Genomic DNA, 13,364 nt, shown 5'->3' with positions numbered 1-13,364 from the left:
CAGGGCTCGCCGTCAGCTGCGCCACCAGGGTGCGCGGATCACGTCGTCCGGGTCGGCGGCGCAGTTGTCCGCGCTCACCACCTCGTGCGCCGGGACGTCCCAGCCGACCACCCCCGGCGCCGAGCGGTCCAGCTCCACCAGCCGGGCGCGCTGCGGCCCGGCGCCGGTGTTGACGTCGCAGCGCAGCACGCTGGTCCAGGACCGCCCGTCCAGCGCGGCGGTGACCGCCAGCACCGGCAGCACCACCAGGCCGAGGACCAGCGCGGCCACCCGGACCACCTCGGTGACGCGGTGCCAGGGGTTGACGGGCCGTCGGCCGGTGCGGTGGCCGGTCTCGGCGGAGCGGGCGCCGGTGCGGTACTCGGCGATCACCCCGAGGCGCATCGCGTAGCCGAGCAACCCGGCCGCCACACCCCACCAGACCCCGTTGAACGCGCCGACCACCACCCCGAGCGCCACCGGCAGGATCGCCGCCCGGGCCGCCGTCTCCGCCAGCGCGCGCCCCTGGTGGCGGGCCGCCGAGCCGTGCGCGGCCCGGTACGCGTACCCGAAGTGGCAGGTCACGGCGGCGAGCACGGCGGCCAGCACCGGCTCGGCGAAGAACATGCCGATCACCACGTCCACCCAGTTGGCCGGCCCCATGGCGAGCAGCGCGTCCCGGGCCGCGTCCCCGCCGCCGAGTGTCCAGGCCAGCTTGAGCACCGGGATGGTGAACACCACCGCGGGCGTGACCAGGTGCAGGGCGCTCGGCTGGGCGGTCGAGGAGGCGCGCATGCGCTCACGCTACGGGCTGAGACAGCGTCAGCCCGCGGTCGCCACGGTCTCGGTGGCCTCGTAGACCATGCTCCGGGTGGTGGCGTACTTGCGCAGCTCCGCCGCGTCCTCGGCGGCGGCCAGGCCCTCCGGGGAGTCGAACGCCGTGCGCAGGTCGTCCATGCTGTCCCAGGTCAGCTCGCCGATCAGGTAGTACGGCCGGTTGTCGCGCAGCGGCACCGCGTTGCGGCCGACGGTGTAGCTGCGCAGGCCCGGGAGGCGGTGGGCGAGCGGGAGGTGGACGTCGTTGTAGTGGCGGTCGAAGGCCTCCGGGTCGCTCGGGGCCTCGTAGACGACGATGAGTCGGGCGGTCATGATCTGCTCCTGCGGTCGTTTCCTGGTGAGCCCCTTCCGGTGCTCACCAGTACGTACCGGCCGGGGTGCCCGGACTCATCGCTCGTCGTCGAGATTCCCCGGCAAGTCGAAAGCCGCGAGGCCGCTCGGGTCGGTGAAGGCGACGATCCTGCTGATCCGTCCGTCCGTCGTCACGCTGAGCACGGTCATGCTGTGCAGCCGGGGCACGCCGCCGGCCGGGTCGCCGGGCACGTAGGCGGCGAGGGCCGGCTGGCCGTTCGCCACCACCGCGCGCAGCACCCAGCCCGCACCGCGCCGCCGGAAGACGTCCGCCATGAACTGCGCGTAGTGCGCCGTGCCCCGCAGCCAGAGCGCGACCGGCGGCATCTCCATCACCACGTCCTCGGCGAGCAGCCGGACCAGCGCGGGCACGTCGGCCGCCTCGAACGCCCGCACGTACCGCTCGACCACCGCCCGCACCTCGGGATCGCCCGGCTCGCGCACCTCCCCCTCGTCCGCCGCGGACACGGCCGTGCGGGCCCGCTGCAACGCACTGTTCACCGCCGCCACGGTGGTGTCGAGCTGCTCGGCCACCTCGGCGGCCGAGAACGCCAACACCTCGCGCAACACCAACACAGCCCGCTGCCGCGCGGGCAGCAACTGCACCGCCGCCACCCACGCCAGCCGCAGGTCCGCCCGCGCCTCCCCACCGGGGAACGGCTCCAGCCACGGCACCTCGGGAGCGGGCACCAACGGCACCCCGGGATCCTCACCCACCGCCACCAGCCCCGAGGGCAGCGCCCGCCGCTGCCGCCCGTCGAGCGCCGTCAGGCACACATTGGTGGCGATCCGGTACAACCAGGTGCGGACGGAGGCACGCCCCGGGTCGTACTTCTCGCGCGCCTTCCAGGCCCGGAGCAGCGTCTCCTGCACCAGGTCCTCGGCGTCGTGGTACGAGCCGAGCATGCGGTAGCAGTAGGCGGTGAGTTCGGAGCGGTAGGGCTCGAAGTCCATGAGGTCATGATGCGGGCAGCCGGTGACAGGTGGTCAGCTGACGGCACCGCAATTGTGCAATGTCGTACTGGCCCCGGTGGCGGTCACCAGGCGACGCCACCGGGGCCGGAACTCAGGTGACGCGATCCGGCTCGGTGGGGGCGCACTTGGCCCAGACGCGCTTCCCGATGCCCTCGCGCGCACTGACGCCCCACTCCTTCGTCAGCGTCTGGACCAGCGAGAGCCCACGGCCCGCCTCGTGATCGGCGCCGGCCTGACGGGGGATCGGGTGGACGTTGCTGGCGTCGTCGACGGCGAGGTGCAGGAGGCCCTCGGCCAGCCGCCAGCTGACCCGGATCCGCTGTCCCCGTCTGGTTCCGTGCTGGATCGCGTTGGCCACCAACTCACTGACGACCAGGCGCCCGTCGTCCAGGTAGCGCTCCCCGCCGTCGACCTGCGCGAGGAACTCACTGACCAGGCGTCGGGCCTGGCCGGCGGCTCGCTCGGATCGGGGGAACCACTGGTGTCCGCCAGTGGGTTCCTTGCTTTCTTGATCAACCAATTCAGACACGGCGCAGCTCCTCTGGCGCATCGCGTGAAACGAGTTGAAAGCCGCAGGAGGGCGCGGCCAGCCCGGAGCAGCCATTCGGTGACCATGGCGTCACTGACGGTGACTGCATGCCTAGGATGCACCTGACCAGGCGTCAGATGCAAGGGCCGTATTTGCAATGATTGCGTTTGCCATCGCGGCTTGCTCTTCGGTTCGTTGCTGATCAGAATCGCGGGTGACAGCTATGCAGACGAAAGGGTCGGGGAGCATGCCGGGTCAGCGACCGCCGACGGTCCGCCTTCGCCGCCTGGCGGCCGAACTGCGACGGCTTCGCGCCGATGCCGACCTGACCAGGGAGGACGTCACCCGGGAGACGGGGATCAATCCGGCGACGCTGTACCGGATCGAGACCGCTCGCGGGAAGCCGCAGCAGCGAACGTTGATGGCATTGCTCAAGCTGTACGAGGTTTCGCAGTCGCAGCTCGCGGAGCTCGTTGCCCTGTCCCAAGGGGCGGATGCTCAGGGTTGGCTACGGCCCTACCACAGTGAACTCCCGGAGGAGTACACGGCGTACATCAGCTTCGAGGCCGAGGCTCGAAGCGTGCGAAACTACGAATCGCTGTTCATCCCAGGGTTGTTGCAGACGGAGGACTACGCTCGCGCGGTGATCCGCAGTGGGCTGCCGATGGCAGACAGCCGAGTGGTCGAGCAACGAGTTCAGGCTCGCTTGGAGCGGCAGGCTGCTCTTACCGGCGAGCGCCCGTTGCACCTCTGGGCGATCACGGACGAGGCTGCGATCCGGCGAATCGTCGGTGGGCCGGAGGTGATGAGCGCTCAGCTTCGTTACCTGGTCTCGGCGGGAGAGGCGCCCAACGTCACGATACAAGTGATCCCCTTTGCAGCTGGGGCTCATGCGGGGATGCCGGGCTCCTTCGTCCTGATGAGCTTTCCGGACAGCGAGGACCCGGAGATCATCTACATCGACAGCATGGCGGGGGACCTTTTCCTGGAGGCGGAGGTCGACGTGCGCCGGTACGAGTTGCTCTTCGACAACCTGCGCGCAGTTGCCCTGGGGCCGGACGATTCGACGAACCTGATCAAGAAGGTTGCAGAAGAGCTGCAAGCTGGAGAGGAGGTGACAGAGTGAACAGCAATGAACCCTCCGCGCTGAACTGGCGGACGAGTTCCTACAGCAGCGCCAACGGTCAGTGCATCGAGGTTGCGACGGCTGCGGGTGCGGTGGCGACCCGGGATTCGAAGGATCCCGATGGGCCTGCCCTGACGTTCCCGGCAGTTGAGTGGCTGGGCTTCATCGAGAACGTCAAGGCGCGTAGTTTCCCGCGCACCTGACGACCGAACCCACGCGACGGCCCCGATCTGACGGCAGGTCGGGGCCTCGTCGTACATGGCCCCCGTGTGGGCGCAGCTGCGAAGGCTCCCCGATCGTTCTGGCCGCCGTGAGAATGTCAGGGCCTGCGCTCGACCCGCACTCACGAACCCTCCGGAGCTGCCCCAGTGACGAGCAACACCGCACAGCAGGACGCCGCGGTCGCCGACAGGTCGATTCTCGCGAACAGCGCCTATGCCGACGGGCGCCACCTGACTGCCCGACAGTCCATCTACCAGTGGCAGCAGCCGCAGTACGACCTGCCCGGGATCGTCCTCGGCGAGCTGGCAGGCACGAGCGGGATCGTCCTCGACGTCGGCTGCGGCAACGGCAAGTTCGTCAGCCGTCTGCACAAGGACCGGCCGGATCTTCGGGTCGTCGGAATGGACATCTCGGCGGGAATCCTCGCCGGCGTCGAGAAGCCGGTTCTGGTGGCGGACGCCCAGGCCCTGCCGTTCGCCGACGACAGTGCTGACGCGGTTCTGGCCCTTCACATGCTGTACCACGTGGGGAACATCGAAGCCACGATCAAGGAGCTGGCGCGGGTTCTCCAGGATGGCGGCGTGCTCATCGCCTCGACGAACAGTGACCACGACAAACGGGAACTCGACCAGCTCTGGGCCAGAGCTGCGGGCGATGTTCTCGGCATCCCGGAGGGGCCCGCGCGAGTCTCGCTCAGTTCGCGCTTCTCGTTGGAGAAGGCGGCGAGCTGTCTCGGTGTGGTGTTCACGGACGTTCAGGTCCGAGAGCTGCCTGGCGTAATCGAGGTGACGGACCCCGCACCGATCGTCGCTCACCTGGCCTCTTACGAGGCGTGGGCCGAGCAGTGCGGTGTCCCCTTCCGTGAGACCGTCAACAGAGCGGCTGAGATCGCCGCTGCCACCATCGAATCCCGAGGCTCTTTCAAGATCACATGCCTCGGCGGGATTCTGTCCTGCCGCCCGTAGAAACCCTGAGTACCGGTCAGCGCGGTCGGCGGGCTTCCCAAGCCGGCCGCTGGAGCTGGGCGTTGTGCACGATGAAGTCGGCGTGGTCGGTCGGGTGGGCCGTGGCGGAGTAGAGCTGTTGGGCGGGGATGTAGCGGTCGCGCCAGGACCGTTCGATGTCGGTGGCCGGCGTTGTGCCTCGGGTCCGGGCTCGGGCTACCGTCTGCTCGAAGGGGACGGAGACGAAGATGCGCAGGTCCCAGCGGTCGAGGAGTTCCGGGCGCAGGAGGAAGACGCCGTCGAAGAGCAGGACGGCGTCTTCGGCGGCGGCCGTGGGCGGCGGCGACAGGGGGGTGTCGGTGGCGCTGTCGTAGACCGTGTGTTGGATCCTTCGGTGTCCGCCCGGGCCCAGTGGGTCGAGCAGGACCCGGCACAGGGCGGCGCGGTCGTGGGCGTCGAAGTAGCAGCTTTCGGCCGAGTACCGGCCGCGGCGGTAGCGCTGTGCGCGGGGGAAGAGGAAGTCGTCGATGGTCGCGCGGATGACGGTGCGGCCCTGCCCGCGCAGGGCGAGGGCGAGTTCGTCGGCCAGCGTGGTCTTGCCGGCGGCGGGCGGGCCGTCGATGGCGACCCGCAGCGGGTGCGCGGTCGTGGTGGAGCCGATCGCCTCGGTCAGCCGGGTGATGAGCTCGTCGCGGGTTCCTTGATCCATTGCTGCCTCCCTCGTTGCGTCTACGCCTAGACTCTGCTGATGATCGAGATCCTCGACAACCTGGACCTGCTCTCCCGGCCACACCTCGACCTCACGACCGTCGCGATGAACGGCATTGCCGTGGGGGCACCGGCCACCAGTGTTCCGCGCGGGAGCATCGTCGAGGCCAAGTCCTCCATCGTGACCCGGTACCGCGGCGGGACCAACATCGACAGTGAGTACTACGCTGCCGACGGACGGCGGCTGACCCTCGATGAGGTCGTCGACCATGCTGCCCTGTCAGATGGATTCCTGTACTGCACCGACAAGCTCACCTACAAGGTTCAGGGTGGGACGGTCGTCGGCTTCGCCGTCTACGGTCCGCACCTGTCCCACTTCGCGCACCTGGCCTCCTACCAGGAGTTCCTGACCGCGTTCGGCACCCCCGACCGAGTGCACGAGAACGAGGCGTACGGCGATCTCATGGCGTACGACGCCTACTACTGGGGCGCCAAGAAGCACGTGAAGTGGGACGCCTGGGACAACCGGGTGAGCCTGATCAACTTCGGAGGTTTCGAGGGAAACTCGGGCCCGTGACCGGTGCCCCGGCGGCGCCTGCGGCACGGTCGAGCTCGGGGCCCGGAAACGGTGTCCGCTTGCGCTCCGACAGCAGCCGGCGGAAGAACCCGTCCAGCACGACGGCGGCCGGGGCGTGCCGGTCGATGATCGCCGCGATCTCCGGCGGAACGCTGTCGGGCCTGCGGCCGGCGATCCACTCCTGAAGGAACACGTCCTTCTCCCGGTCGCCCCGCACGCGGTCGACGAGGTGGTGGCGGATCAGATGGTTCGTGGTGTAGTGGCGGTCGTACACCAGATGGTCCGTCAGGAACCGCTGCTCGGCCGTCGAGAGCTCGAAACCCGAGCTCAAGGCCAGCCCGAAGTCCGCGAAGTAGATCAGCCGGCCGTCGGTCAGGACGTTGCGGAAGTGGGCGTCGAAGTGCACCAGCCCGCGAGAGCTCATGAACGCCGCTCCCTGCGCCAGGGACTCCTCCACCCACGCGTAGGGGGATTCGGTGCCGGTCGGCGCGGCCTGCTGCGGAAGCTCGTGCAGCCAGGCGGCGAGGGTCTGCGGCACGTGTTCGAGGAAGAGCACCAGGCTGTGGGAGGACCGGCCGATGGCCTCCAGCCGCTCGCGTACGGCGTGCGAGCCCTCCCAGTGGGCGACCGCTCCGTCGATGCCGCCGAACTCGTCCACGAAGCCCTCGGGAGGGGAGTCGGGCAGCACGCGCCAGTCGTACATCAGTGGGAAGCCCTCGTACTCCCTCCCCAACACCCAGTTGGTGGTCATGGTGTGCACGGCCAGCTCCCGCCAGGCGCCGAACCCGGCCGAGCCCGCGCCGTACTGGTAGAACGTCGGCAGCCGGAAGAGGTTCGCCGTGGACCGGACGTTCGCGGGCCGGGCCTCGACGTCCGTCAACGGCACCCGCTTGACGAAGACCCGTGTCCCGTCGACCTCCAACTCCGCTGACCTGCCGCCGATCCCGGATCCGACCGGCTGGGCGGATGCCACGAGCTCGCCGAGTCGTCGGTCACTCAGCAGGGACAGGCGGGTGGCGGCGGTCCGGTAGGCAGCCAGCCGCGCGGCGTGCTGAGAGTCGGAGTGACGCATCGACAGCTCCTCGGTGCCCCGGAGCCAGGGCGTCGGCGATCACTCAAACGTAGTCGACGCCCACCGCCACGTCGAAGCTGAGGGCGAAGGCGAAGTCGTGGCAGTGGTCGGCGAGGGCGTCCTCCTGATGGCGAGTCAGGCGTTCGGCGGGGCCACCGGAGCTACCAGGGCGAGCAGCGCCTGGGCGGTCAGTCCGACGGAGGCGGCCAGCGCCTGGCAGGAGAGCTCGAAGCCGGGAATCGCGAACGGCTCCTTCTTCTGCGCCCAGAGGCCCTGCACGGCGATCCAGGCCGCGTCCCGGGCGGCCTCCATGCTGAAGCTCGCGAGCAGGTGCTTGAGCGCCTCGGCGTCGGTGGTGGCGAGCTTGAGCAGCTCGGGCTCGAAGGCGGCCCGCACCTCGGCCTCCACCTGGGAGAGCAGCTGGTTCACCTTCTGGTAATCCGCGTGCACCGGCGGGGTGTTGGGCTTGGTGTGCCGCTCCTCGCAGGCGAGGATCACGGCGAGGGCCAGGTCGTGGCCGATGTGGGCGGTCATCCCGGCGAAGGCGAACTGGATGGGCCAGATCGCCGCGCCCCGGCGGCGGGCGTCGATCAGCGGCTGCCAGGCGGGGTTCACCGGCCGTCCCGCCTTGGCCGCGTCGACGTTGCGGAAGAACAGGTCCGCGAAGATCACGTCCATCCGCTCGATGAACGCGGTGTCCTGGAAGAACCCGTCGATGAGCTTGGAGCCCACCAGTTCGGTGACTCTCAGGTACATCCGGTTGAACGCGGCGACGCCGTCCCGGGCATCCAGCTCCGCGTCCAGCTGCTTCATCCGCTGGATCACACCGTCGATGCTGTCGGGAAGTTGGGAGAGCGGAGCGGGGGCCGGCTCGGTACCCATGGGGATCCTCCTGAAGGGAGAGGGCTGCGCACGGCTGTCACCGTGTGTCACTGACGGTACAGCGCCGATCGCCATAGGGCGTGGACGAACCATTTGCGGCGCGCCGCCCGCCCACTCGCTCGTCGTACCCACACCGCAGCCTGCGCGATGCCGAAAACGGATGGCCGGCAGCCTCCCGCCCGGTCATCCTGACCCCATAGGAGACAGAGCCAACGTCCTCGTGGTCCGCGAGAGCGGCGCGCACGAGCTGTACCGGACCGGCTGGGCGGTCGGCATCGACCTCGACCTGTTGGGCGGGCCGGCGGCGGTTCTCGCGATGCTTCCCGGGCACCGGCAGGACGGCTGGTGGTTGGACGACGTCATGGCCCAGGCCGGGGTGCTGGTCGACCTCGGGCGGAAGGTGCTGCTGTTCTTCGCCTGGGAGGGGCCGAGCGCTGAACTCCGCAGCCGTGCGGTCATGTTCGAGCTGGTCCGGGCGGCGTGGCCGGGCTGGGAGGTGCGCTGGCTGTACGACGGTGCGGCCGAACTGCGCGCGTACGTCGGGCTCGATCCGGAGTACGTCCGGTGCTGCGACTCGGAGCTCTCCCTCGCCCCGTTCCTCGCGCCCGGAGACGAGGACCTGGACCGGCCCGCCCCGCTCGGTCTGGTGGTCACGGTCGGCGGCGGTCGCTGCCACGTCGCCTCCAACTGCTTCGATCACCCGGCCCGCGAGGGGGAGTCCTTGCTCGACCGCCTGGCGCAGGCACCCGAGCACGGAGTCTGCCGCTTGCACGTCAACTCCGGTATCCACCTTGACCCGGAGCGCCGACGCCTGGGCTGGTGGACCCTCTACTCCTCCCCGGAGGCCTACCGGGTACCGGAGTTGTGGCCGGGGTGGACGGTGGAGTTCTGGCAGGACGAGTGGTCACGCCATGTCGGGTCCTGCAACCGGTTCTCCCCGGCACCGTTCGACGCCGAGGCGGACGTCAGAGCGGCGGTGCTCGCCGAGGCCGACGAGCGCCGGACCGAGTGGGCCCGGTATCACCCCGGGGTCTACCTCGGTTAGCTTGTTCTCTATCCACTGGGCTCGCACTGGAGCGGTCTTCGTTGCGTGATGTGCCACCAGCGTCAGCTGATTTCGCTTAACTTGTCTGATTTAAAAGCAGGTTGCTCCGACCCCGGGAACTCCGCTACCCGAATCCGGTGGCACGGCCAAGCGGCCGGTGACTACGGTGTCGGTATGACCAGCCAGAGCGAGCACCGAGCTCGGCCCGATCTCGCCGCCACGCTCACCGGGCAGACCGTCGCCTGTGCCCCGGCGCGGGAGGCCCTCCTGGCCGGCGGCAAGCTGCGGTTCTCTGGCCGGGTCACGCCCGACTGGATGGTGCGCGGCATCGCCGCCACCCGGCTGGGCTTGGCACGCAAGGTCGGCCTGGTCACCCTCGGCCTCGACGAGTCGGTCGAGATCCTCTCCCGGCACCGCGACGTATCGTTCCTTACCGGCTCCCTCGACGCGCCGGACCGGTCCTGGTTCTTCACCCTCTACTTCGACGCCACCGGCACCGAACTGCTGGCCTGCAGCGCCGTCAAGAATCAGCCCCCGACCCGGAAGCCCACCCCGCGGCCGAGCGCGTAGCTGCCGCTGCTCCTTCCTGCATGTTGTCAGTGCAGACATCGCACGGTGTTAGCGCGTCAAGCTGAGGGGGCCAGTCCGCTGTTGACGATGCGGGCCCAGAGGGTGTGGTGCCACTCATTGGCATCCGGAGCTGGCTCGGTGGTCAGGACTGGATTCGGGCCGGTCTCGATGAGGTGCAGCAAGGTCCAGGCGACGCCGTAACAGTCGTCCGGGCCGAAGCAGGCGACCAGTGCTCGGGCTTCTTCGCCAGTGACGGGCTTGGCGATGGCTTCGAGCTGCTCGACTCGCCGGTCGATCTCCTCGCCCTCGGCGTCCCAGTCGGGGAGTGGCCCGTCGGCCACGAACGCCTGCACTTCTGGTCTCATCCGCGAATGATCAGTCGCTGGCGCTGCCTGATGCATGGTGCTCTGGCGGGTCGCGTGGCGGGTGGGTTGCCAGGTGAGGTCGAGTGCGTCGTTGACTGCGGCGGTGCCGGGTTCCCGGGAGCCACCGCGGGCTGCGTGGCCTAGTAGCGCGGGCGTGCCAGCCTTCAGGGCTTGGGCGATGTCCTTGAGCATCGAGGTGACCGAGGCCCACTGGGGGACGTCCAGGTTCCAGGTCTCGTGGTCCCAGAGAAGTACGGCGCCGTGGCTGTCACCGGGGCGCATATCGACGATCAGTCCGTCGCCGCCGGGGCTCAGCGCGATCGGCATGAACTCCCGCTGGTAGCGGCTCTCGGGATGGCCGTTCTCGTCGAATGAGTCGCCTTCCTGCTCTGCGACCAGGAGCCAGATCTCGTGGGTCTCCAGGGCCTCGTCCAGCGAGACCGGGGCGAACGCGTCCGGAATCCAGTAGCTCGCGGTGACGTCGGGGAGCAGCCACCAGGCCCGCAGGTCGGCGGGCAGGGGCAGGCCGAGGTCTGCCTCGAACGCGTCCAGGCGGGCAGCATCCGGCGCTGGCCTCGCCGGGCCGCGCCGCGTGTGAGCGGCGAGCCAGGTGCCGACGCGGCTCCAGGAGGTCAGGACGTCGTTATCAGCCGTTGTCATGGCGGGCAGTCTGCCTCTCCACCAGCGGCTCGCCGCCCTTGTCGATTCCCAGCCGGGACGAATCCCAGCCGGGACGAACGCTTCACGCACCCTCAGAAGCAGGTACTGAGATCCCCACCAGCTTGCGGAGGAAGCGGTCGACCTGGTCCTCCAGCGGGGGCCAGTCCTGATCGGGTTCGTTGACGCGCATCGAGACCGCGCCGTGCACGGCGGCGCGCAGGTCGAGGGCGACGGTGGCGGCGTCGTTGGCCGGGGCGAGGCCGGCGTCCATGCAGCGTTGGACGGCGGCCGTCGTCGCGCGGCCGAGCTCCTCCTTGAACCCCATGTCCGCGCGCTGGTTGAGGGTGCTCTCGTGCAGGACCTTGTAGAGCCCGGGGTGTTGGTGTGCCCAGGTGCCCAATACCAGGGTGCGGGCGCGGAGTTGGGCGACCGGGTGGTCCTCGGTGAGTTCCGCCTGCCGCACGGCCAGCACCAGGTCCTGGTGGCAGCGCTCCAGTGCGGCCAGGACGAGGGCATCGCGGTCGGGGAAGTGCAGGTAGACCGAGGTCGCGGCGACGTTGATCTCGCGGGCGACGGCGCGCAGGGAGAGCGCCTGGTCGTCGCCGAGTTCGTCGAGCATGCGCAGCGTGGCGGTGACGACCTCCTCCCGGAGACGTTCGCCCTGGCCCCGGGGGTTGCGCCCGCGCGGCCGTCCTTGAGTCGGTGACTTGGCTTCCACGATGGTCGATTGTATCTGCACATCCGTTGCCCTACAGTCGTAGCGCTACAGCTGTTCAGTCATGAGGGGGAGTCATGTCCACTGTGTCCACCGGTTCCACTGCGTCCGATGCACGACTCGAAGCGAACAAGCGGACCGTCCTGGCCTTCTACCAGGCCGCGATCAACGAGAAGGACCACCACGCGGCCGCGAAGCTGCTCGGCGACACCTACATCCAGCACAACCCCCGGATCGCCGACGGGCTGGAGGGTTTCCGGGAGTTCGTCGAGACCCTCAGGGTGGACTTCCCCGACCTCCGCTGCGAGGTGCGGCGGATCTTCGCCGAGGGCGACCACGTCATCGCCCACGTCCACGGGGTCCGGGTGCCCGGCGGCCCCGTGACGGCGATCGTCGACATCTTCCGACTGGAGGGCGGGCGGATCGCCGAGCACTGGGACGTCATGCAGCAGGTCCCCGACGAGGCGCGCAACCGGAACGGCATGTTCTGACGGGAGGCGGCGTGGGGGTGGTGCCGACCGCGTCCGGTCGTTCGGCGTCGGCGTGACGCTGGGTCAGCTCGGTTGCGGCGAAATCCCGTTGCCCGGCTCTGCCGTGCGGTTCGACACTGACGGCATGCTCGGATTCGTCAGGACCGACAACGACGCCCTCGTCTCCTGCTTGGGCGACCCGCACCGCACCGTGGCGGCCTACCGGGAGCTGCTGCGGCGCAAGGAGGACGCGCTCGGCGCCATCCGCGCCGGCCTGTCCCACGAGAGCGCGGCCGTCCGCGAGGGCTGCTGCCGCCTCCTGGACCACCTGGTCGACACCGATTCCATGGGCCTGCTCATCGCCATGGCCGACGACCTCGACGCCCGGGTCAGGATCGCCGCGTTCCACGCCCTGGCCTGCGACCGGTGCAAGGGCGACACCTGCGCACCGGGCGCGGACCAGGTGCTCGAACCCGCACTGCGGCACCTGGCCGCCGACCCCGATGCGGGTGTCCGGGCCAGGGCCGCCGAGCTCGTCGGCAAGTTCGCCCACACCGACGCCCGGGCCGTCGCCGCCCTGCAGGCGTGCTGCGCGCAGGACCCGAGCCCGGCCGTCCGGAAGAAGGCGGGGTGGTACGCCCCAGGGGGAAGCATCTACGAGCGGACCGCCCACGCGTAGGGAGTACCAGGAGCCCGGCCGCGTAGGCTCGCGCGCATGGCTGATCAAGGTGTGAGGACGCGTCACCTGGTGCTGCACGACTACGGCATGGGCGGGCTGTGGTGGTGGGTGTGGGCCGGGTCGGCGGAGGAGATCGTCCGGGACTGCGCGGAGGTCGAGGTGATCGCCGACCCGGAGCGGCTGGCCTGGGCGGAGCGGTCGGGGCTGAAGGAGGTGCGGCTCGACGGGCCCGAGCTGGCCAGTTTCTGCGCGAAGCGGGACGCCCAGCGCGGCCGGCCCGGGTTCGGCGCGCTGGTGGGGCGGGAGCTGGTGCACCTGCGCTGGCCGGCGGACGAGGACGGGGACGTGTACCTAGCGGAGCTCGGACCGGACGGTCGGCGCACCCGGCAGGTGGTGATCGGCGTGGACGGTGACGTGGTGCGCAGCACGCCGGAGGACTGGCTGTTCAACCCGCCGTACGACCTGTACGACCCCGAGCACGCCGAGGCCGAGACGGACCGCGCGGACTTCGAGCGCGAATGGGCCCGGGCGCGGCGAGAAGCCTGACGGACGGCGACCAATCCGCGCGCGTGGCGGCGCCGAACTCCTCCCGGGAACTGTGATGCTCGTGCACGCCGGGACGCCCCGCCCGGCCCGATCGGAGGATGCGATGGCTGCC

Annotated in this window: 18 protein-coding genes; 9 read left to right on the top strand and 9 right to left on the bottom strand. The window is 69.8% G+C overall.

The annotated features are described in order from the left end of the window. Window positions 1-12: 12 nt before the first annotated feature. The 4 genes from FHX73_RS32295 to FHX73_RS32280 all read right to left on the bottom strand — a co-directional run bounded on the left by FHX73_RS32295 (window position 13) and on the right by FHX73_RS32280 (window position 2,671). The gene (locus FHX73_RS32295; RefSeq protein WP_145909489.1) at window positions 13-774 is read right to left on the bottom strand and encodes a hypothetical protein; all 762 of its coding nucleotides are present in this window, start codon (window positions 772-774) and stop codon (window positions 13-15) included. A gap of 27 nt (window positions 775-801) precedes the next feature. Next, complete coding sequence (locus FHX73_RS32290; RefSeq protein ID WP_145909488.1) at window positions 802-1,128, bottom strand: EthD family reductase; 327 nt, start codon at window positions 1,126-1,128, stop codon at window positions 802-804. Window positions 1,129-1,203: 75 nt separating this feature from the next. Next, the gene (locus FHX73_RS32285) at window positions 1,204-2,121 is read right to left on the bottom strand and encodes a sigma-70 family RNA polymerase sigma factor (protein WP_145909487.1); all 918 of its coding nucleotides are present in this window, start codon (window positions 2,119-2,121) and stop codon (window positions 1,204-1,206) included. Between the two features lie 112 nt (window positions 2,122-2,233). Then, window positions 2,234-2,671 (bottom strand): ATP-binding protein, encoded by a 438-nt coding sequence (locus FHX73_RS32280; protein WP_170305176.1) that lies wholly within the window; start codon window positions 2,669-2,671, stop codon window positions 2,234-2,236. 247 nt (window positions 2,672-2,918) lie between these two features. On the opposite strand from FHX73_RS32280, the gene FHX73_RS32275 reads away from it, so the two are divergent. The 3 genes from FHX73_RS32275 to FHX73_RS32265 all read left to right on the top strand — a co-directional run bounded on the left by FHX73_RS32275 (window position 2,919) and on the right by FHX73_RS32265 (window position 4,984). Further along, entirely contained in the window at window positions 2,919-3,797 is an 879-nt protein-coding gene (locus tag FHX73_RS32275; RefSeq protein WP_145909485.1) for a helix-turn-helix domain-containing protein, read from the top strand. Then, complete coding sequence (locus tag FHX73_RS32270) at window positions 3,794-4,000, top strand: DUF397 domain-containing protein (RefSeq protein ID WP_145909484.1); 207 nt, start codon at window positions 3,794-3,796, stop codon at window positions 3,998-4,000. The genes FHX73_RS32275 and FHX73_RS32270 overlap by 4 nt, the downstream gene beginning before the upstream one ends. Before the next feature lie 165 nt (window positions 4,001-4,165). Further along, window positions 4,166-4,984 (top strand): class I SAM-dependent methyltransferase, encoded by an 819-nt coding sequence (locus tag FHX73_RS32265; protein WP_145909483.1) that lies wholly within the window; start codon window positions 4,166-4,168, stop codon window positions 4,982-4,984. Between the two features lie 16 nt (window positions 4,985-5,000). On the opposite strand, the gene FHX73_RS32260 is transcribed toward FHX73_RS32265, so the two are convergent. Further along, window positions 5,001-5,672: a cytidylate kinase family protein gene (locus FHX73_RS32260; RefSeq protein ID WP_145909482.1), complete on the bottom strand. Its 672-nt coding sequence runs from the start codon at window positions 5,670-5,672 to the stop codon at window positions 5,001-5,003. 39 nt (window positions 5,673-5,711) lie between these two features. Between FHX73_RS32260 and FHX73_RS32255 the strand changes: the two genes are divergently transcribed. Beyond that, window positions 5,712-6,248, top strand: coding sequence for a hypothetical protein (locus FHX73_RS32255; RefSeq protein WP_145909481.1), 537 nt, complete (start codon window positions 5,712-5,714; stop codon window positions 6,246-6,248). Here the strand turns inward: FHX73_RS32255 and FHX73_RS32250 are convergent. After that, window positions 6,211-7,320: a protein kinase family protein gene (locus tag FHX73_RS32250; protein ID WP_145909480.1), complete on the bottom strand. Its 1,110-nt coding sequence runs from the start codon at window positions 7,318-7,320 to the stop codon at window positions 6,211-6,213. The two genes, FHX73_RS32255 and FHX73_RS32250, sit on opposite strands and share 38 nt — an antisense overlap. A 135-nt stretch (window positions 7,321-7,455) precedes the next feature. After that, window positions 7,456-8,202: a DUF5995 family protein gene (locus FHX73_RS32245; protein WP_145909479.1), complete on the bottom strand. Its 747-nt coding sequence runs from the start codon at window positions 8,200-8,202 to the stop codon at window positions 7,456-7,458. A 220-nt stretch (window positions 8,203-8,422) separates the two neighbouring features. On the opposite strand from FHX73_RS32245, the gene FHX73_RS32240 reads away from it, so the two are divergent. Both FHX73_RS32240 and FHX73_RS32235 read left to right on the top strand, forming a co-directional pair. Further along, a complete protein-coding gene (locus FHX73_RS32240; RefSeq protein WP_145909478.1) occupies window positions 8,423-9,247 on the top strand; it encodes a hypothetical protein in 825 nt (274 codons plus the stop codon). A gap of 174 nt (window positions 9,248-9,421) precedes the next feature. After that, window positions 9,422-9,817 carry a hypothetical protein gene (locus FHX73_RS32235; RefSeq protein WP_145909477.1) on the top strand — a complete coding sequence of 132 codons (396 nt, stop codon included), beginning with the start codon at window positions 9,422-9,424 and terminating at the stop codon, window positions 9,815-9,817. 56 nt (window positions 9,818-9,873) lie between these two features. Here the strand turns inward: FHX73_RS32235 and FHX73_RS32230 are convergent, their stop codons facing one another. After that, window positions 9,874-10,842 (bottom strand): SMI1/KNR4 family protein, encoded by a 969-nt coding sequence (locus tag FHX73_RS32230; RefSeq protein WP_145909476.1) that lies wholly within the window; start codon window positions 10,840-10,842, stop codon window positions 9,874-9,876. Between the two features lie 82 nt (window positions 10,843-10,924). Next, window positions 10,925-11,560 carry a TetR/AcrR family transcriptional regulator gene (locus tag FHX73_RS32225; protein WP_211786399.1) on the bottom strand — a complete coding sequence of 212 codons (636 nt, stop codon included), beginning with the start codon at window positions 11,558-11,560 and terminating at the stop codon, window positions 10,925-10,927. A gap of 74 nt (window positions 11,561-11,634) precedes the next feature. Here FHX73_RS32225 and FHX73_RS32220 point away from each other — a divergent pair, with 74 nt between their 5' ends. The 3 genes from FHX73_RS32220 to FHX73_RS32210 all read left to right on the top strand — a co-directional run bounded on the left by FHX73_RS32220 (window position 11,635) and on the right by FHX73_RS32210 (window position 13,252). Further along, complete coding sequence (locus FHX73_RS32220) at window positions 11,635-12,048, top strand: nuclear transport factor 2 family protein (protein WP_145909475.1); 414 nt, start codon at window positions 11,635-11,637, stop codon at window positions 12,046-12,048. A gap of 124 nt (window positions 12,049-12,172) precedes the next feature. Next, the gene (locus FHX73_RS32215) at window positions 12,173-12,706 is read left to right on the top strand and encodes a HEAT repeat domain-containing protein (RefSeq protein ID WP_145909474.1); all 534 of its coding nucleotides are present in this window, start codon (window positions 12,173-12,175) and stop codon (window positions 12,704-12,706) included. A 36-nt stretch (window positions 12,707-12,742) separates the two neighbouring features. Further along, window positions 12,743-13,252, top strand: a complete 510-nt coding sequence (locus FHX73_RS32210; protein WP_145909473.1) for a hypothetical protein — start codon at window positions 12,743-12,745, stop codon at window positions 13,250-13,252. Window positions 13,253-13,364: the final 112 nt, after the last annotated feature.

The sequence above is a fragment of the Kitasatospora viridis genome (genome assembly GCF_007829815.1).
In the GTDB taxonomy this organism is placed as follows: domain Bacteria; phylum Actinomycetota; class Actinomycetes; order Streptomycetales; family Streptomycetaceae; genus Kitasatospora; species Kitasatospora viridis.
The sequence above is the reverse complement of the archived record's forward strand: the minus strand, read 5'-3'. Positions and strand labels throughout refer to the sequence as shown.